Source organism: Streptomyces sp. NPDC046870 (genome assembly GCF_040704595.1).
GTDB classification, from domain to species: domain Bacteria; phylum Actinomycetota; class Actinomycetes; order Streptomycetales; family Streptomycetaceae; genus Streptomyces; species Streptomyces argyrophylli.
This window is the reverse complement of sequence record NZ_JBEYXM010000015.1, coordinates 151135-168922: the sequence shown is the minus strand read 5'-3', so window position 1 is coordinate 168922 and position 17788 is coordinate 151135. Positions and strand designations below refer to the sequence as shown.

The following is a 17788-nucleotide window of genomic DNA, read 5'->3' as shown; positions in this document are numbered from 1 at the left end:
GTGCACTCTCGAACGCGACTCCCGACGCCCGAGGCCACCTACCGGTGACAGGCCGGTGCCGCCCACGGGCCACCCGTTGGACGATCGAGAAGAGGGCTGCCCTCATGCACCGTGCGCTGTGTCCGGTCGAGACGCTCTACGTGGGCCAGCGAAGCAGGGCCGTGCTGTCCTGCACCCTGCGCGGACGCGTCGACATCGAGGCGCTGACCGCCGCGTTCCACGCCGTGACGCAGGCCAACCCGACCCTGCGCTCCCGCATCGTGGCGGACGGCACCGGCCATGCGCTGGCTCTGCTCGACGAGGCCGAGCGGCCTCGCCTGGAGACCCGAGCCGGAGAGTTGGCCGAGGCCTACGCGACAGAGCTGAACAGGCCCCTCCCGGTGGGCGGCCCGCTGTCGCGCGCGGTCCTCGTCAGCGCACCGGACGGCATACACCACCTGTTCGTCCTGGTGGTGGACCACACGGTGACCGACGGTCACAGCAGCATCACGCTGCACAACACCCTGTGGGACCACTACCGGTCGCTCGTCACCGACGGGCAAGCACCGTCCGTCCAGCCCGTGCCCGACGCCCCGGACTGGCCCGAGCCCGTCAGCACACTGCTCCCCCCGGCCGACGCGGCGGACACCGCCGCCTACCTCGACGCCCGCGTCACGCGGACGAAGCGGCACCCGGTCGAGCTGGTGCCCTACGACGTGGCACACACCCCGGACCAGGCGCCGGACGCCGGGGCAGGGGAGGGGCACATCGAGGTGTGCCGGCTCACCCTGGACACCGAACACACCACACGCCTGCGTGAGAGGGCCCGGCAGGCCGGCGTGTCCGTGCACGCGCTCATCGCCGCGGCCCTGCTGAGCACGGCCCGACGGCGCCTGGAGGGTGAGGACTCCCGCACCCTCGGCTGTCTGTCCCCCGTCGACCTGCGCTCCCGGCTGACGCCACCGCTGCCGGCGTCCGTCATGGTGCCGGCGGTCACCACGCACCTGCAGACCCTGGAGGTGGCCGCGACCTCCGACCCGCTGGACCTGGCGCGTACCGTCCACGCCCGGGTGAACGACTTCATCGCCGGCGGCGGTCACTTCCACGAGATGCGCATCACCCCCGAGATCCCGGGCAACCCCGCGCTCCAGCTGGCCACGGTGATCGTCACCAACATGGGCGTCGTCCCGGGACCCCGCCTGCCCGACGGCCTGCGGGTGGTCGACGTCCGCCTGGTGCCCGCCCGCGAGCACTACTTCCCGCAGGCCGGCCGCAGCCCCGTCATGGCGTGCGTGGTCTCCTTCGAAGGCCGCCTGGCCATCGAGTTCCCGCACTACACCGCCTGTTTCAGCCCGTCCTTCATGCGTGCCTTCCGCGACGAGGTGCTCGACGGCCTCCTCGCCTTCACGACCGCGGCCCGGCGCGAGCCCGCCACCGCCGACGCGGGCTGAACGCCACCCGCACTCCCGCATCACGCGGGTCGCCCTAAGGAGTCCTCCTGCGACATGTCCACCGTCAGCGAACTCGCCTCCCCCCTGATGCTGCTGCCGCGCGCCCAGTCGGGCGACGAGCACGCCATGAACCACCTGCTGAACCACATCACGCCCTACGTCACCCGGATCTGCCGTTCCATCACCCGCGACGACGCGGCCGACGCCACCCAGGAGGCGCTGCTGGCCATCTACCGCGGGCTGGGCCAGCTGCGCGAACCGGTGGCCTTCTACGGGTGGGTGCGCGCGGTGACGGTCCGCGAGGCCGTGCGCACCGCCAAACGCTTCGGCGAGGAACAGACCTGCGGGCAGGTCGAGTCGCAGCAGCAGGCGAACCCGCTGGACGCGGTGCACATCAGCGATGTGCTCGACCGTCTGTCGCGGGCACACCGGCAGGTCCTGACCCTGCGCGCCTACGGTCTGAACGAGGAGGAGATCGCGGAGGTGCTCGCGCTGCCCGTGGGCACGGTACGGTCCCGCCTCTTCCGCGCCCGCCGCCGCTTTCAGGAGGCGTGGCAGCCCTCGGCGGCGTGAGCCGAGAGGGGACGACCTCCGGGAACAGCGGATGGCCGCACCGCTCCTCCCGGAGGCCGCCGCCCCCTGATCCCACGGCGACCTCCCGAGGGCGGCCGTACCACGAGGGCCGTGGCGTTCCTGACGCCACGGCCCTCGGCGAGGGCGACTTCCGTGTCTAGGACTTGACGCGGTCCGGCCGTACGCGCGGCGGCCACTGACCGGCGGCGAACATCCCCAGCGCATGCGCACGAGAGACCAGCGCGGGCCGGTTGGGGGTGTCGAACCTGCGCAGCATCTGACCGATGCGGTACTCGATGCCCTGGCGGCTCAAGTAGAGGCGGGAGGCCAGCTGCACCGTCGATTCGCCGCGCGCCACACCTTCCAGCACCTGCGCGTCGAGAGCGCTGAGCACAGGTGTGTCGCCGGCCGCCGGTGGGTTGTCCTGCCGTGGTGTGGGTGATGCGGGTGTGGGGGCGGCGGCGAGGCTGCGGAGAAGAACGACGACGTCGGACGTCTCACCGGACAGGCCGTACACGGCGATGCCGGTGAGGTCGGCCCGGAAGAGTCCGCCGGCACCATCCGTGCCCATGACCTTCTCGGTGAACCGGGGCCGGCGGCCCGAGGTGAGAGCGGCGAACCGTTCCCGCAGTCGGGCGGGCGTCGGTGAGTGCAGAAGGTCGAGGAGGCGGTACCCGCGTATCTCTTCGGCGCTGAGGCCGAAGTGCCGGGCGAATTCCGGCTCCGCGGCCGTGATGACAAGGTCGTCGGACAGGGTGCGGGCCGTGCAGACGGCCCGCGACGCGGGAGCGGGGCGTGAGCTGTTCGTGAGCGGGGCGCGGCGGAGGGGAGGAGCCGGGTGTGCGGTGGAGTGGTGCTTGCGGGGCGAGGCGTCTGGGAAACTCGTGGTCGCCACGGACGTACCGTCCTTTTGCTGCGCGTAGTGGGGGTGGGGGTGTGGTGCGGGACGGACCGGCGCGTAGGTGCCAGGGTGTCGGCGCGCGTCCGGTGCACAGGCGAGCCACCGCGACGGCGGTCGCGGTCTGCTGTTCCGCGTGAGGGTGGGCCGGTGGGCGTGTGCGGATGGTCCTGGACGACAGGTCACGGGGGGCGGATGCGCCCGACGAGGATCGGCCTGCGGCTGGATAACGTTGTCACGGCCACTCGATCTCGCCGGGTGGCATGGGGACCGACCGTGGACCGAGTGCGGCGAGCCGTAGGACGGATCTTCGCGTTGAGCCCGGTCGGGCGTGGCGCGGCACGGAGACCTCCATGGAACGAGTTGGGGGAATCGCGTCAGGACGGCATCTTCGAGGCTAAGGGGCGGCAACCCCCTTGGCAAGGGTTTGCCAGATGACCCGAGTGCTGTGCCAACTCCCTTGTCCAGGCGATTTGTTGTCATTCCGGCGACCGCCCTCGGCCGGTCGCCACACAGCAACACGCCCACTGACCAGGTGCGTTGCTGCCGGGTTAACGCCTTGCCGCCCCTCAGTGGGCTTCGTAAAGTGTTGACAACTCCAGGTCTCCGATCGAACGGGCCGAGGGGCGGAGGTCTGGCGTGCGTCACGGGAGCAGAGGTGGGAGATGCTTGAGCAGCCGCACTTCGGCCGTCGGCTCAAGAGGCTCCGGCTGGAGCGAGGCCTGAGCCAGGCAGGGCTCGTCGGCGACGGCATGTCGACGGGGTACCTGTCGCGCCTGGAGTCGGGTGAACGCCGGCCCACCGAACGCGCCACGGCGTATCTCGCCCAGCGGCTGGGCGTCGACGCGTCCGCCCTGATCGGACCTGCACACCAGCGGTCCCTCACCTGTGAACTGGCGGCCGTGTTGTCGGCGCCGTCCGGCACCTACGACATCGCGGCCCTCGGCCGCGCGGTCGACGAGGACGCCGGCGACGATCCCGCCGCCCGCTGGCAGGCCCTGTGGTTGCTGAGCCGCGCGGCCGGCCGGCTCGGCGACTACCCGCAGGAGCGTGGACACCTGCGGCAACTCCTGGAGCTGAGCGAGCTGTTGGAGGTGCCCGAACTGCGCGTGCGGTCATACGTGCAGTACGCCCGTTGCATGCGCGCCCTGGGTGACATGCGCACGGCAGAGCCGGCCGCCGCCCAGGCGTTCTCCCTCGCGCGCGCCGAGGAACTGTCCGTGTCCGACACCACGTCGGCCCTCATGGCGCTGATCGGCATCGAGGTCGAGCTGGGCAGGCTGGACGCGGCCGCGCGGCACGTCGACGAACTCGAGCGGGACTGGCTGCCCGTGGCCGTACCGGCACAGGCGGCCGAGGGGTGGTGGACCGTCGCCATGGTCCGCAACCGCCAGGGCGACCACGCCTCCGCCCGGACCGGACTGGAAACGGCCCTGCGACTCCTCGAGGGCAGGGACGACCTGACCCTCTGGATCCGGCTCCGGGCCGCGGCCGCCGCCGACGCGCTGGAGATGTCTCCGCCCCGACTGGCCGCGGCAGAGCGCTGGCTGACCGAGGCCGCGTCCGTCGTGGACCTGATCGGCACGCCGGTGCAGGTGCAGGAGCTGCGCGCGCTGCAGGCCCATCTGGCTTTCCACCGGGGCCGGACGAACGAGGCCCGCGCGATCAGCGGCACACTGCTGGCCGAGGAGGACCTGCGTCTGCCCTACCGCGACCGGGTACGGCTGTCGGTCCTGGACGGCCGGCTGATGATCCTGTCCGGGCGTGTCGACGACGGCATCGACCTCCTCCAGCGGCTCGGCCGCCAGGCAGCGGAGTCCCAGAACCTGGACCTGGCCGCGCATGTCTGGCAGTCCTTGGCCCAGACCCTGGCGGACCTACGCCTCCCGCACACGGCGGACAGCGCTGGCACCACGCCGCAGCCATCCGATCAAGGCGGCCGCGCGAGCCCGTGATGCGGTCCACCGCCGGCTCCCACGAGGCCGACGACGCCGGGCCGAGGGCAGGGCGGGCAGCGCTGGTGGGGCCCCGCAGCACCGGGGTGGCGCCCTGCAGTGGGAGCGCGCCACCCCGTGCGGACGGTCTCGCCCCGAGATCAGTCGCCGGGAAGCAGGACGGTTGCGTCGCCCTCGAACCAGGCGTTGTCGATCGTCAGCCGGCTGATGCGCCAGGTGCTTCCGTCGCGCGTCAGGTCCGCGTCGTAGCGGTTCATCATCAGCGCGTGCCGGGTCCGGTCCGGCTTGGGGCCTTCCTGTGGCAGGTAGTGCTGGGCCATCGCGTAGCAGCTCACGTGGGCGGTGTCGCCGTGCACGGTCGCGCGGACGTTGCTGATCACGTAGCTGGTGTCGAGCGGGCCGACCGCCGGGATGAGCGCTCCCACGACTGTGTCGCGCGGCTTGAGCGGGGGGAAGTCGAGACCGATCTTGCCCGTGGCCGGTGTCAGGTCGACCATGGCGTCCTCGGTCAGTGACGAGGCGAGCAGATCGGCGTCCCCGTGGTCGAGTCCTGCCGTGTAGCGGTGCAGTGCATCGGCGATCGCGGCGTGGTCGGTCAAGAGCTGCAGCTTGTCGTCGGACATCGGGCGCTCCTCGGGGGGAATGTTGTGGTTCAGACGGAAGAGGTTGTCCGGGTCGAAGCGCCTTTTGATGCTGCGGAGCCGGTGGTAGTCGGCTTCGTCGTAGGCCGCGCTCACGTCGGAGACACCGGTGTCCTGGGCGGCCATGAAGTTCAGGTAGCGTCCGCCGGTGGACCAGGGGCGCATCCGCTGCAGGAGCTCATCGGCGTAGGCGTTCATCGTGGTGAAGGCATCGGGTGCCCCGACCCCCACGATCCAGAGTGCGAACTGGGCGTCCCGGTGTCCGACGGCGTTGTCCGCGGTCCGGGCCAGGGCGCCGCCGAGGTGACGCAACTCGACGAAGTGCACCGGGCAGTCGGCCGTCGGACCCGCGGCGGCCAGGATCTCCTCGACGGCCTCGGCGGTCAGTGAGCGCAGCATCGCGGTACGTTCCATGAACGGTGCCGGATCCGCCGGATCGTTGTGGATCTGGGCGAAGGACGCGTACGGCATGGGACCCAGCGTGTCCGCGAGGACGGGTGCGGCCGCCCGCAGCGGCGCGACCAGCCCGGTGGCCTCGGCTGCCGGGCCGAGGTAGGAAATGCAGACGTGCACGGCGAAGCGGTCCCGCGATGGACGCGGGAGGTGTTCGGCAGGATGGTGCTGGAACCCTCGGCCGGGCACGGACCGGTGCCGCCACCACGGGAAGAACCCTGCGCCCCGCCCCCGGCAGACCGGCATCCGTGCAGGCCCGCCACTACGGAAGGCGCCCGGCCCACGGCCACCGTCCCGTCGCCATGCGTTCAACCTCCGAACGCCAAGTCGCTCGATGAATTGGTTGTTGAACAACCTATTGACTGTCGAATGGCTGCTTGCGAGCATCACCTAGCTACCGAAGCTCCCGGACCATCCGCGCGTGGCTCCGCCACGATCCCCACCCGGACGAGGAGTTCATCTGTGTCAGTCATGGAATCGACTCATCGCTCGTACAGCCGTCTTCGGCGCCGGCCCTCCCTCACCCTCGCGCTCCTGATGGCCCTGGTCGCCGCCCTCGGCCTCACCGTCATGGCGCAGCCGCCCGCCCACGCGGCCGGCACCCTTCTCTCCCAGGGCAGGCCCGCGACCGCCTCCTCCACCGAGAACGCCGCCTTCAGCGCCTCGCAAGCCGTGGACGGGAACGAACAGACCCGCTGGTCCAGCGCGTTCACCGATCCGCAGTGGATACAGGTGGACCTCGGGGCGCAGAGCACCATCACCCAGCTGACCCTGCACTGGGAGGCCGCCTACGCCAAGGCCTTCGACGTGCAGACCGCCACGAGTGAGAACGATCCCTGGACGACCGTCTATTCGACCACCACGGGCGCAGGCGGCGTACAGAACCTGAACGTCAACGCCACGGGCCGTTACGTCCGGATCTACGGCACCCAGCGCGCCACTCAGTACGGCTACTCGCTCTACGAGTTCCAGGTCTACGGCAGCGGGGGCGGCGGATCCGACCCCTCGGGCGACTTCTGGGGGACGACCGACGATATCCCGGCGTCGTCGGCCGTCATGAAGGTGAAGGTGCTCAACCGGACCAACGGCGCCTATCCCGACAGCCAGGTGTACTGGGACTACAACGGCGAGGTGCACTCCATCGCCGAGCGGCCCTACGTCGACATCGTCGCCGGCCCCGCCCAGCGCATGTACTTCTACGTGGGCGCCCCCAAGGGCCAGTACTACGACTTCATCGAGTTCACCACCGGAACGTCCAGCTTCAACGGGAACACCACCCGCGTGGACGCCTGGGGTCTGCCGCTGGCCGTTCGGCTGCACTCGCACAGCGGCCAGGAGATCCAGCTCGGCGACACCCAGGACCTGTTCACCATGAGCCGCGACCAGGTGTTCCAGAACTTCCGGGACTCCGTACCGCAGCCGTTCAAGGTGCTGGCCCAGACGCAGGCCCCCTACCGGATCATCGCTCCGGGCAGCGACCCGAGCTTCCGCGCGGGCGGCGCGAACGCCAACTACTTCACCTCGTACGCGAACTCGGTCGGCGTGAACGAGTCGACGTCGAACATCTTCGGGTGCGCCGGTTCCCTCGCCGCGAACGCGAGCCTGTGCGCGGCGCTGAACCGGCACACGGCGAACCTGCCCGCAAGCCAGCAGCAGGACCCGTCCAAGTTCTACTCCGGTGACCCGGCCAACTGGTACGCCAAGTACTGGCACGACCACGGCATCAACCACCTGGCCTACGGCTTCCCGTACGACGACGTCGCCGGGCAGGCCGCGTACGCCAGCATGGACAAGCCACAGTGGATGGAAGTAGCCGTCGGCTACTAGGGTCTGTCTCTCTGGTGCGGCCTGGCAGGCGAGGGCGGGTTCGTCGGTTCGTGTGGCCAGGCCGCGCCACTGCTTGAGCTGGTCGATGCCGCAGCAGCTTGAACAGGTAGCGCTCCGGCTCGGGACAGGTCACCTCCCGTACGCCGTTCCTCCGTCGACTCTCCGCTTCAGGAGAAGTCGTGAACTGGGGGCACGTTGCCGTTGGACCGGGCATGCTCTGGGGGCGTGTTGCCCCGTGCGTGAGTGAGCGGGCGCGGTTGCCCGACAGGTGAGAGGAGCGGTGATGGATCCGATCTCAGCAGCTGCGCTGGCTGCTCTGGCCGGGGGCGTCGGCGGCGAGGCCGGCCGGCATGCGTGGCAGGCGTTGAGCGCGCTGATCCGCCGCCCGTTCCGGCAGGGCGAGGCCGACGGTGCGCCCGTCATGAGTTCCGGTGAGGCCGAACTCACGGCGCTGACGCAGGAACCCGGCGAGTTGGAGCGAGCTCAGCGGTTGAGTACGGCCCTTGCTGTGCGCGCTGCGCTCGACGCGGAGTTCCGCCTCGCCCTGGAAAGCTGGTGGCGGCAGGCGGAGTCAGTGTGCACGGGTGAAGGTGCGGTGACGAACCAGATCAGCGGGGGCACGCAGTACGGCCCTGTCGTCCAGGGCAGGGACTTCTCCGGTCTCACCGTCACCGCGCACGCCACGCCTTCCACCACGGGTGACCCGCAAGGGGATTGAACCGGCGCGCCGACGGTATTCGACTCAGGTCCTTCCGGCGAGGCGACGCTGCAGTTCGGCGTGGCGGAGCTGGTAAGTGGCTCCGACCTGCCGCAGCACCCCCCGCCGATGCGCATCCGCAAGAAATGACATCAACCGCCATGGCACATGGCCACGCAGGGCGAGCCAGCATCGGGCGAGCGTGAACGATCCGTACCTGGCCTGGAGGAAGCCCCAGGCCAGACCGGTAGCCAGCCCGTCGGCCACCCCGGTCAGGGTCCCCCGCCACGGCCCCAGGACCGATGCGATGACGACAGAGGCGGCGAGGCCGATGGCGAGGCCACCCGCCATAGCGGTGGTCCAGAACGTGACGCGGTCCTGGTCCAGCACGGTCTGCGGATCCGCCGCGACCGTCGCCTCGGCCGGCTTGGCCTCCAGCCCTGCGCCGAAGGAACCGCCGGCGGCAGCGACCACCCCCGACACCAGCCCGCTGAGCAGACCTGCCTGCAAGGTGACCGCGACCCCGATGGCGAGACCGCCCCCCAAGCCGGTGAGAATGCCGAGCGGTGACCAGCGGAGTCCTCGCGCCGGAAGGCGGCTGTGGCCCAGGGTGACCACGCAGGCGGCGGCGACACCGAAACCGACGCTGTTGACCAGGGACGCCGAATCCCCCATCTCGGGTTCGCCGACGAACGCCCCGACGAAGGACGCTGCGACACCGCCTGCCAGCCCGGCCCGGAAACCGCCCAGGAACCCCGGCACCAGGCCCAGCGCGAGCCCGCTGACGAGATACCCCGCCGGGCTGTGGATGCCGAGCACGAAGCGCATGCCGAGTCCGATCGCGGACCCGAGGACGCTGCCAATCAAACCTCCCGCCAGCCCACGGTTGAAACTCCGGGCAGGCGGACTCCACCGCCGGCCGATCATTGCCACGGTGACGCCGACGAGCATGCCGACCCCGAGCCAGGCGCCGAACGGCATCAGCACACCGGCCGGCACCGCCACGAGTCCAACGGTCGCTCCCACAAGGACCCTTGGCGCCGCATCGGCGAGGTCCCACCACCTGAGATCGGTGGTGCCCTGTTGGCGATGTTCCAGGTCCCGGGCGAGAAACGTCAGGAAACGGGCCGCCTCCTCTCGTGTCCATCCGTGCCGTGATCCTGAAGGCCTGGCCGGTGCCGGGGCCGAGGTCCGGTGCCGCGCGTAGGAGGCGGGGATGAAGGCATCCAGCAGATGCGCCCGGATCGCCGTGGGCGTGGGGAACTTCGAGCGGTTCAGGAGTTCGAACGGTTGGCCGTCGGGGGTGTGGTGCTCGTCCGGTGCGGGGCCTCGTTCGGAGTCCTGTACAGGGAGGTGTGCGGAGTCCAGCGCTGGATCCAGCGGATGGTCGTCCGGCCCGGAGTCGTACGCAATGTCCTCCGCTGCGTCCGGCGAGGGGTTGTAGACGACGCGCGCGAGGTATGCCATCAGCGGCGTGGTGAACAACTGGCTGAAGGGATGAAGGTCGTGTTCGGCGGCCAGCGCCGCGAACACCCTCCGCCAGCGGGCTTCGTTGGTGGGTCCGCCGGCGGAGTCCAGCAGGTACGACGCGATGATGTCCAGGGCCAGCGGCTCGATCTCGACGCCCGCCGCACCGGTCACGCGTACCTCGGGCCCTTTGCGGGGCCGGACGGTGGCGGCGAAGGGGGCGCTACGCGAGCTCAGGACCATTCCGAGGTCCGGGCGCAGGCCAAGGGCGTCGTTGATCCGGGCGATCGCGCGGCCGCGCACGCGATCGGGAATCTCGTCCAAGCCGTCCAGCACCAACATGATCGCACCGGCATCCAGCAGTTCGCGCGCCCTGTTGGTTCCCGTCCGGCCGGGTTCACCGAGCCACGGGTAGTCGATGCCCAGCCGCTGTTCCAGCCACAGATCAAGGTCTTCCCGGACCGGGTCCCACGAGGCGAGTGACACGAGCACGGGCACCGGGTCCCCGTGGCGGCGGTGCGCGAGCAGGTCCAGCACGAGCCGCACCAGCAGCATGCTCTTGCCGGAACCAGGTTCCCCGAGCACGACCAGGCGACCCGTGGGCACCCTGGTCAGCACCTTCACCAGATCGCCGCCGCCTCCGGACAGCGCCTCCGGTCCAGACGCCCAGTCGGACGGCGAGGCCGACGACGCCCGGCCGACTCCGGTGGTGGCCAGCCGGACCAGCGAATGCCAGGGCTCCATGAGCTGAGGAGGAGCGGGCCGCCACCGGACCGGAAGCGGATACGGATCGTTCAGTCGCCGCAACGCCGCCTCCTCCCTCCACTGGCGTTTGACGGCGAACGCGAGGTCGTCCGCGGCCTGGATTAGGGCCGGGTCCTCAGTCACCTTGGCCGGAGGATTGACGTATCCGTTGATCGTGACGTCACCGAGAAAGTCCCGCCCCCGGATCACGGGCCCGCCCGCCCCCGAGAACTCATTGCGGGTGTCTCCGTCCCCCGTGTTCCCCTCCCCTTGCACATCCCGCTCCACGAACGTCCCCCTTCCCGCTGCCCGCCGACCACCGCGCACGCGGCTGACGGGTGGATCAGGTTACCCAGCCATCGCCAACTCCGTGAGGCCAACGCACACTTGGCGACCGCCCGGGCCCCTGAAGTCAGCCCCCGTACACGCTCTCGCACCTCGTCCAGCCGGTAACCGCAACGGGAACGGCCACGAGACCACGTCAGCCAACCCCGGCAGGGAAGTCGCTGTGCGGCTTCGTGGCCCGATGCGCAGGGGTGGGTGCTCAGTGAAGGACGGTGAGCAGGCCCTCGACGCCGCGGCGGAACGCGGCGCCGACGCTGTCGACGCCGTCGAGGTGGGCGCCGCTCATGGCGCCGTCGCGCATCATGACGAAGTGCCGGGCGGCGTGTTCCGGTTTGCCGCGACGCGGTGAGTTCCCGAAGACCTGCGCGAAGAGTTCGGTGAGCGTGGCCGTGTACCAGGCTCGGTGATCGAGGATCACCTGGCGTACCCGGTCTTCGGGGTCGGGATACTCGGCGGCGGCCTTGAGGAACGCGCAGCCGCGGAACTCCGGCGAGGCGAGGCTGTCGGCGACGGCGGTCCCGATCGCGCGCAGGGCGTCGGCCGGGGACGGTGCGGCCTCGATGGTGGCCTGCACGCCGGCCCGTACGCCGGTGTCGACGCCCCGCAGGTAGGCGATCACGAGGTCCTCTTTCGAGGGGAAGTGCCGGTAGAACGTCGCCCGCGTGGCCGGGGCCTCGGCGAGGATCCGCTCGACCCCGACCGCCCGGATGCCTTCGCGGTAGAACAGCCCGCTGGCCGTGGAGAGCAGCCGCTCTCGCGCCTCGGACCGAACCGGCTCTCCCGAGGAGCTTCCGTTCGGGCTGTCGTGCGCGGGGCGTGTCCGTGTGGCCATGACCCCACCGTAGCAGAAAGAACGATCGGTCTTGCGGTTCTCCGAGGAGTCGTGCCAAGCTCCGCACAGCAAGAGAGAACAGTCTTTCTACCTGGAGCCCGACGGCCATGCCGTTGCCGGCTCCGCGTCGGCGGATGCCACATCCAACGGCTTTCCATGGAAGGAACAGTCATGACCATGACCGCTACTGCCCCTGCCACCGTCGCGTCAGCGCTTCGTCGGCTCTACCTTGTCCGGTTCGGGTTCGCTCTCCTCTGGGCTGTCGTGCTCTTCTTGACCGCGTCGAGTATCGGGCCGGTGAGCGCGACCCTTCTGGTGATCTACCCGCTGTTCGACGTGGGCGCCGCCGTCGTCGATGCCCGCTCCTCTCGGGCGAGCCGGTCCGCTCTCGGCCTCTACGTCAACATCGCGATCAGTGTGATTGCCGCCGTCGGACTGGTCTTCGCGGTCGCCTCCGGCATTCCGGGGGTCCTGCGCGTATGGGGGGCCTGGGCCGTCACAGCGGGCCTCGTCCAGCTCGTCGTTGCTCTGCGGCGACGCGACCTCGGAGGCCAGTGGGCGATGATCGCCAGCGGCGGCATCTCCACGCTCGCCGGGATCTCGTTCATCCGCCAGGCCGCTGCCCCTCACTCCTCGCTGAGCAATCTGGCCGGCTACGCCCTGCTCGGCGGCATCTTCTTCCTCGTCTCCGCCCTGCGCCTCGGACACAACGCCGACCGGAACACCGGTGGGAGCAACTGACATGAGCACCCAAGGTGAATGCTCCCGTTGAGCCCGCATTCCCACCAGCTGCGCAGCACGGCGGCCCCACGACGGCGCGCCGGCTGCCCGGCGGGTCAAGCGGTGACCGGCGCCCCGGACTCGACCGCGGCGCTTCGCCGCCGCGACGTCTTCGCTCCCGCCGCACAGACGTCGGACAGGCGTCCTGGACCAGGCCGTCTCCTTCCTCGCCACCGGAAGACGCAGCCCGTGGCCGCACAGTCTGGACGAGGACCAGCAGGGCCGGGACGGCCTGAGGACTACGCGGCTGTTCCCGGCCCGGCTTCCCGCGGGTCCCCGGCCGGCCGGGTCAGCCCGTCATCCGTCACCAGCCGGCGCTCCGGCGCCGTCGCATCCAGCTCCCAGTAGTACAAGCACTCCTCGCACCGGACCCCGTCGAGCAGAACCTCGTCCTCCCCGTTCGGGCAGTCCGTGCCATCCCCGCGCCCTGGGCACGTTTCCCTGGTAACCCCCATGCGTCGACCGTGCGCCGCCCGGGCGGTGGCCGTGGAGAGGGCATGCCCAGCGCACAGGCGCTCACCGGCGACACCAGGTCCCACCACCCGCCAACAGCCCCAACAGCGCCCCGACGCCTACGTGCGCAGCCGGCAGCGAGCGCAGCTCCCGGGCAATTTCATCCGCTATGTACGGCGCACTGCACGTGGACTGCGCACCGAATGGGTACTCTGTGCGCCCTCCCGGTTCCCCTCCGTAACGGAAATGATGAGCGCACCGCACATGAGCCAGGTGATCCGCGGTCCCCTGTGCCTCGGCCGGGCGGAGTGGCGGTGAAGGAGGTCAGGGTGTTGCTTCTCATCTCCCCGGACGGTGTCGAGGAGGCTCTCGATTGCGTGAAGGCGGCGGAGCATCTCGACATCGTCGACGTCAAGAAGCCTGACGAGGGCTCTCTCGGCGCGAACTTCCCCTGGGTCATCAGGGAGATCCGCGACGCGGTCCCGGCGAACAAGCCGGTGTCCGCGACCGTGGGGGATGTCCCGTACAAGCCCGGCACGGTGGCTCAGGCCGCGCTCGGCGCGGTCGTCTCGGGGGCCACGTACATCAAGGTCGGCCTCTATGGATGCACGACGCCCGACCAGGGCATCGAGGTCATGCGCGCGGTCGTCCGGGCGGTGAAGGATCACCGCCCGGACGCGCTCGTCGTCGCCTCGGGCTATGCCGACGCCCACCGGATCGGCTGCGTCAATCCGCTCGCCGTGCCCGACATCGCCGCCCGCTCCGGCGCCGACGCGGCCATGCTCGACACCGCCGTCAAAGACGGGACCCGGTTGTTCGACCACGTTCCGCCGGACGTCTGCGCCGAGTTCGTCCGGCTGACCCACGCATCCGGTCGGCTCGCGGCCCTCGCGGGCAGTGTCACCCAGGCCGACCTCGGCCCGCTGACCCACATCGGTACGGACATCGTGGGCGTACGGGGAGCGGTCTGTGAGGGCGGTGACCGCAACGCCGGCAGGATCCAGCCGCACCTGGTCGCCGCCTTCCGAGCGGAGATGGACCGGCAGGCCCAGCAGCACGCCGCCGGCGTCCCGGCCGTGAACTGACCATCGGGATGCCGACACCGGAAGCCGGCCGCACGCCCGGACACCGGGCCGCGCGCCTCGCCGTCGTCGACCCGGCCACCGGGGAGGCATTCGACGAGGCCCCCGACCAGCAGCCTGACGAGCTGGACGCCGTGGTCGACCGGGCCCGGCGTGCCTGGACCGGATGGCGCGCCGATCCGGCCGCCCGTGCCACCGGGCTGCTCGCCGCCGCCGACGCCGTGGAAGCGGCCGGGGACGACCTCGCTCCGTTGCTCACCCGGGAACAGGGCAAGCCTCTGGCCGAGTCGTACGCCGAGGTCGCCCGCACGGCGGCCCGGCTGCGCTACTTCGCCGGCCTGGCCCCCCGCACCCGCCGGATCGACGACGGCCGGCCCGTGCGCAGCGAGATCCGCTGGCGTCCCCTCGGACCCGTCGGCGCGATCGTGCCGTGGAACTTTCCCCTCCAACTCGCGGCGGCGAAGTTCGCGCCCGCGCTCGCGGCGGGCAACACCGTGGTCCTCAAACCCTCCCCGTACACCCCGCTCGCCACCCGGCTGCTCGGTTCCGTCCTCACCACCGCCCTGCCCGCGGACGTCCTGACCGTCGTCACCGGCCGTGAACCCCTCGGCGCCCGCCTCGCCTCCCATCCGGGAATCCGCCACGTCACCTTCACCGGCTCGGTGCCGACCGGGCAGGCCGTCGCCGGAGCGGCGGCGTCCTCGCTCGCCCGGGTCACCCTGGAACTGGGCGGCAACGACGCGGCCGTCCTCCTGGACGACGTCGACGTGGACCGGATCGCGGACCGGCTGTTCTGGGCCGCCTTCCGCAACTGCGGGCAGGTCTGCATGGCCGTCAAACGCGTCTACGCGCCGGCCCGGCTCCACGGCGAGGTCGTCGAGGCCCTCGCCCACCGGGCGAAGACCGTCGTCGTCGGACCCGGACTTGACCCGGACACCCGGCTCGGGCCGGTCAACAACGCCCCTCAGCTGGCCCGGGTCGAGCGGGTCACCCGGCAGGCCCTGGCGGCCGGCGCCCGGGCGGCGGCCGGCGGCCACCGGCTCGACGGACCGGGCCACTTCTTCGCCCCCACGATCCTCACCGACGTCCCTCCTGACGACCCGGTGGTGACCGGGGAACAGTTCGGACCAGTCCTGCCGGTGCTGCCGTACCGGGACCTCGACGAAGCCGTCGAGGCGGCCAACGGCACCGGCTTCGGGCTGGGCGGCTCCGTGTGGGGCACCGATCTCGACCGGGCCGCGGCCGTGGCCGACCGGCTCGAATGCGGCACGGCCTGGATCAATCACCATGCCGAACTGTCCCTCGCCCAGCCCTTCGCAGGCGTCGGGAACAGCGGTGTCGGCGTCGCAGGCGGACCGTGGGGGCTCTACGGCAACCTCCGGCCGTTCGTGGTCCACCGTCCGCAGGAGGCATGACGATGAGGTTGCAGGCGGCTGTACTGCGCTCGTACGAGGACCCGTTCACGGTCGAGGAGGTGAACCTGCGCACAGAACCCGCCGCCGGTGAGATCCTGGTCGAGATCGCGGGCTGCGGAATGTGCCGGACCGATCTCGCGGTCCGGCGCTCGGCCGGCCGCAGCCCGCTGCCGGCGGTGCTCGGCCACGAGGGGGCCGGGGTCGTGGTGGCGTCCGGCGACGGCGCGGACGGCGCGATCGGCGTCGGTGACCACGTTGTGCTGAGCTTCGACTCCTGCGGGCACTGCCGGGCCTGTCGTGCCGCGGCCCCCGCCTACTGCGACTCCTTCGCCTCCCTCAACCTCTTCGGAGGACGCAAGGAGGACGCGCCGCGGCTCACCGACGCGACCGGGGAAGCGCTGGCCCCCCGCTGGTTCGGCCAGTCCTCGTTCGCCGAGTACGCGCTCGTCCCGGCCCGCAACGCCGTCCGGGTCGACCCCGCACTGCCCATCGAACTGCTCGGGCCGCTCGGCTGCGGCTTCCTCACCGGCGCCGGAGCCGTGCTGAACACCTTCGGCATCGGCCCCGGCGACACCCTCGCGGTCTTCGGCGCGGGAGCGGTGGGGCTGGCCGCCGTGATGGCGGCCACCGCCGCCGGCGCGCTGACCGTGGCCGTCGACCGGCACCCCCGACGGCTGACCCTGGCCGAACGGTTCGGTGCGATCCCGCTGCCCGCGGCAACGGCCGCACTGCCCGAGCGGATCCGGCACCTGACCGAGGGCGGCGTGCAGTACGCGCTGGACACCACGGCCTCGCCGCCGCTCATCAACGACGCGCTCCGGGCACTGCGCCCCACCGGCAGCCTCGGCCTGGTGGCACGGCTCCACACCGCGCTGCCGCTCGAACCGGGCACCGTGGACCGAGGCCGCGGCATCCGCCACATCTGCGAAGGGGACGCCCTACCCGGACTGCTGATACCCCGCCTGACCGGGCTGTGGCAGGCCGGACGCTTCCCCTTCGACCAGCTGATCCGCACCTACCCGCTGGCCGACATCAACGAGGCCGAACGCGACTGCGAGGCGGGCCGCGTGGTCAAACCCGTCCTGCTCCCGGAGCGAGGAAGCCGATGAGCGAGGCATACGGCACCGCAGACTCACCGCAAACGCCAAGCGGACACCCCGCAGTCCCCACTCCCGCCAACGGAGGAGACATGGCCGGCACGGCGCCGCAGGACACGGACGTGGAAGGCGTGGACGCAGGGGTGGGTCTGACCGCCCTCCTGGTCGCCGCGGCCCGGGCGATCGAGACCCACCGCCACGACAGCCTGGCCCAGGACGCCTACGCGGAACACTTCGTGCGGGCCGCCCCGGCGTGCGCGGACTGGCCGGTGCGCATCGAGCAGGTCCCGGACGGGGACGGCAACCCCCTATGGGGGCGGTTCGCCCGCTACTTCGGCCTGAGGACCCGGGTGCTCGACGACTTCCTCCTCCGGTCGGTCCGTACGAGCGCCCGCCAAGTCGTCCTGCTGGGAGCCGGGCTGGACACCCGCGCCTTTCGACTCGACTGGCCCTGCGACTGCGTCGTCTTCGAGATCGACCGGGCGGGCGTGCTGGCGTTCAAACAGCAGGTGCTCACGGACCTGACAGCCAGCCCGAAGGTGAAGCGCGTCCCCGTACCGGTCGACCTGCGCGCCGACTGGGTCACCGCGCTGACCACCGAAGGCTTCGACCCGGCCGCACCGAGCGTCTGGCTGGCCGAGGGGCTCCTCTTCTACCTGCCGAGCGCCGCCGAGACGTACCTCATCGACACGGTGGACCGGCTGACCACCGAAGGCAGCGCCCTGGCCTTCGAGGCCAAGCTGGAAAAGGACCTACAGGCGTACCGCGACAGCCCGATCTACACGGCGACGCGAGAACAGATCGGCATCGACCTGCTCCGCCTCTTCGACAAGGGCCCCCGGCCCGACTCCGCGGGCGACCTGACGGCCAAGGGCTGGTCCACCTCAATGCACACACCCTTCGATTTCAGCCGCAGGCACCGACGCGGCCCCCTGCCCGAGCCCAACGACGCGCTGGAGGGAAACCGGTGGGTGTTCGCGCACAAACCCTCGCCCTGACACGCGCACCGCTCACGACGACGTCCGACCGGAGGACGGGGGCGGGGCCCGGGCCGCAGGCCCCGCTCGGTGGGACGCGTCCTGACGGAAGCGGCAGTTCG

14 protein-coding genes are annotated in these 17788 nt (G+C 71.1%); 10 read left to right on the top strand and 4 right to left on the bottom strand.

Going from position 1 to position 17788, the window contains the following annotated elements; translation table 11 throughout:
• Nucleotides 1-104: 104 nt before the first annotated feature.
• Nucleotides 105-1430, top strand: a complete 1326-nt coding sequence (locus AB0946_RS28045) for a condensation domain-containing protein (protein ID WP_366763417.1) — start codon at nucleotides 105-107, stop codon at nucleotides 1428-1430.
• Nucleotides 1431-1484: 54 nt separating this feature from the next.
• Nucleotides 1485-2003, top strand: coding sequence for an RNA polymerase sigma factor (locus AB0946_RS28040; protein ID WP_366763416.1), 519 nt, complete (start codon nucleotides 1485-1487; stop codon nucleotides 2001-2003).
• A 157-nt stretch (nucleotides 2004-2160) separates the two neighbouring features.
• Here AB0946_RS28040 and AB0946_RS28035 read toward each other — a convergent pair whose 3' ends face one another.
• On the bottom strand, nucleotides 2161-2898 hold the full coding sequence (locus AB0946_RS28035; RefSeq protein WP_366763415.1) for a PAS domain-containing protein: 738 nt from the start codon (nucleotides 2896-2898) through the stop codon (nucleotides 2161-2163).
• 668 nt (nucleotides 2899-3566) lie between these two features.
• Here AB0946_RS28035 and AB0946_RS28030 point away from each other — a divergent pair.
• The gene (locus tag AB0946_RS28030; protein ID WP_366763414.1) at nucleotides 3567-4856 is read left to right on the top strand and encodes a helix-turn-helix domain-containing protein; all 1290 of its coding nucleotides are present in this window, start codon (nucleotides 3567-3569) and stop codon (nucleotides 4854-4856) included.
• A 140-nt stretch (nucleotides 4857-4996) separates the two neighbouring features.
• On the opposite strand, the gene AB0946_RS28025 is transcribed toward AB0946_RS28030, so the two are convergent.
• Nucleotides 4997-6070, bottom strand: coding sequence for a nuclear transport factor 2 family protein (locus AB0946_RS28025; protein ID WP_366763413.1), 1074 nt, complete (start codon nucleotides 6068-6070; stop codon nucleotides 4997-4999).
• A 351-nt stretch (nucleotides 6071-6421) separates the two neighbouring features.
• Between AB0946_RS28025 and AB0946_RS28020 the strand changes: the two genes are divergently transcribed.
• Together AB0946_RS28020 and AB0946_RS28015 are read left to right on the top strand one after the other, a co-directional pair.
• On the top strand, nucleotides 6422-7777 hold the full coding sequence (locus AB0946_RS28020) for a beta-1,3-glucanase family protein (protein WP_366763412.1): 1356 nt from the start codon (nucleotides 6422-6424) through the stop codon (nucleotides 7775-7777).
• 283 nt (nucleotides 7778-8060) lie between these two features.
• Nucleotides 8061-8495: a hypothetical protein gene (locus AB0946_RS28015; protein ID WP_366763411.1), complete on the top strand. Its 435-nt coding sequence runs from the start codon at nucleotides 8061-8063 to the stop codon at nucleotides 8493-8495.
• A gap of 24 nt (nucleotides 8496-8519) precedes the next feature.
• On the opposite strand, the gene AB0946_RS28010 is transcribed toward AB0946_RS28015, so the two are convergent.
• Complete coding sequence (locus AB0946_RS28010) at nucleotides 8520-10973, bottom strand: NACHT domain-containing protein (RefSeq protein ID WP_366763410.1); 2454 nt, start codon at nucleotides 10971-10973, stop codon at nucleotides 8520-8522.
• A 256-nt stretch (nucleotides 10974-11229) separates the two neighbouring features.
• The gene (locus AB0946_RS28005; protein ID WP_366763409.1) at nucleotides 11230-11862 is read right to left on the bottom strand and encodes a TetR/AcrR family transcriptional regulator; all 633 of its coding nucleotides are present in this window, start codon (nucleotides 11860-11862) and stop codon (nucleotides 11230-11232) included.
• 156 nt (nucleotides 11863-12018) lie between these two features.
• Here AB0946_RS28005 and AB0946_RS28000 point away from each other — a divergent pair, with 156 nt between their 5' ends.
• The 5 genes from AB0946_RS28000 (at nucleotide 12019) to AB0946_RS27980 (ending at nucleotide 17687) form a co-directional block, all read left to right on the top strand.
• Nucleotides 12019-12603 carry a hypothetical protein gene (locus tag AB0946_RS28000; protein ID WP_366763408.1) on the top strand — a complete coding sequence of 195 codons (585 nt, stop codon included), beginning with the start codon at nucleotides 12019-12021 and terminating at the stop codon, nucleotides 12601-12603.
• Nucleotides 12604-13424: 821 nt separating this feature from the next.
• Nucleotides 13425-14180 carry a (5-formylfuran-3-yl)methyl phosphate synthase gene (locus AB0946_RS27995; protein ID WP_366763406.1) on the top strand — a complete coding sequence of 252 codons (756 nt, stop codon included), beginning with the start codon at nucleotides 13425-13427 and terminating at the stop codon, nucleotides 14178-14180.
• Between the two features lie 8 nt (nucleotides 14181-14188).
• Nucleotides 14189-15592 carry an aldehyde dehydrogenase family protein gene (locus AB0946_RS27990; RefSeq protein WP_366763405.1) on the top strand — a complete coding sequence of 468 codons (1404 nt, stop codon included), beginning with the start codon at nucleotides 14189-14191 and terminating at the stop codon, nucleotides 15590-15592.
• Nucleotides 15593-15594: 2 nt separating this feature from the next.
• Nucleotides 15595-16701, top strand: coding sequence for an NAD(P)-dependent alcohol dehydrogenase (locus tag AB0946_RS27985; protein WP_366763442.1), 1107 nt, complete (start codon nucleotides 15595-15597; stop codon nucleotides 16699-16701).
• A gap of 80 nt (nucleotides 16702-16781) precedes the next feature.
• Nucleotides 16782-17687, top strand: a complete 906-nt coding sequence (locus AB0946_RS27980; protein WP_366763404.1) for a class I SAM-dependent methyltransferase — start codon at nucleotides 16782-16784, stop codon at nucleotides 17685-17687.
• The last annotated feature ends 101 nt before the right edge of the window (nucleotides 17688-17788 follow it).

Excerpts from the sequence above, each read along its gene's own strand:
- AB0946_RS28000 (WP_366763408.1), top strand. The coding sequence starts at position 12,019 with ATGGAAGGAACAGTCATGACCATGACCGCTACTGCCCCTGCCACCGTC.
- AB0946_RS28020 (WP_366763412.1), top strand. The coding sequence starts at position 6,422 with ATGGAATCGACTCATCGCTCGTACAGCCGTCTTCGGCGCCGGCCCTCC.
- AB0946_RS27990 (WP_366763405.1), top strand. The coding sequence starts at position 14,189 with ATGCCGACACCGGAAGCCGGCCGCACGCCCGGACACCGGGCCGCGCGC.
- AB0946_RS28045 (WP_366763417.1), top strand. The coding sequence starts at position 105 with ATGCACCGTGCGCTGTGTCCGGTCGAGACGCTCTACGTGGGCCAGCGA.
- AB0946_RS28030 (WP_366763414.1), top strand. The coding sequence starts at position 3,567 with ATGCTTGAGCAGCCGCACTTCGGCCGTCGGCTCAAGAGGCTCCGGCTG.
- AB0946_RS27980 (WP_366763404.1), top strand. The coding sequence starts at position 16,782 with ATGGCCGGCACGGCGCCGCAGGACACGGACGTGGAAGGCGTGGACGCA.
- AB0946_RS28015 (WP_366763411.1), top strand. The coding sequence starts at position 8,061 with ATGGATCCGATCTCAGCAGCTGCGCTGGCTGCTCTGGCCGGGGGCGTC.
- AB0946_RS28040 (WP_366763416.1), top strand. The coding sequence starts at position 1,485 with ATGTCCACCGTCAGCGAACTCGCCTCCCCCCTGATGCTGCTGCCGCGC.
- AB0946_RS27985 (WP_366763442.1), top strand. The coding sequence starts at position 15,595 with ATGAGGTTGCAGGCGGCTGTACTGCGCTCGTACGAGGACCCGTTCACG.
- AB0946_RS28005 (WP_366763409.1), bottom strand. The coding sequence starts at position 11,862 with ATGGCCACACGGACACGCCCCGCGCACGACAGCCCGAACGGAAGCTCC.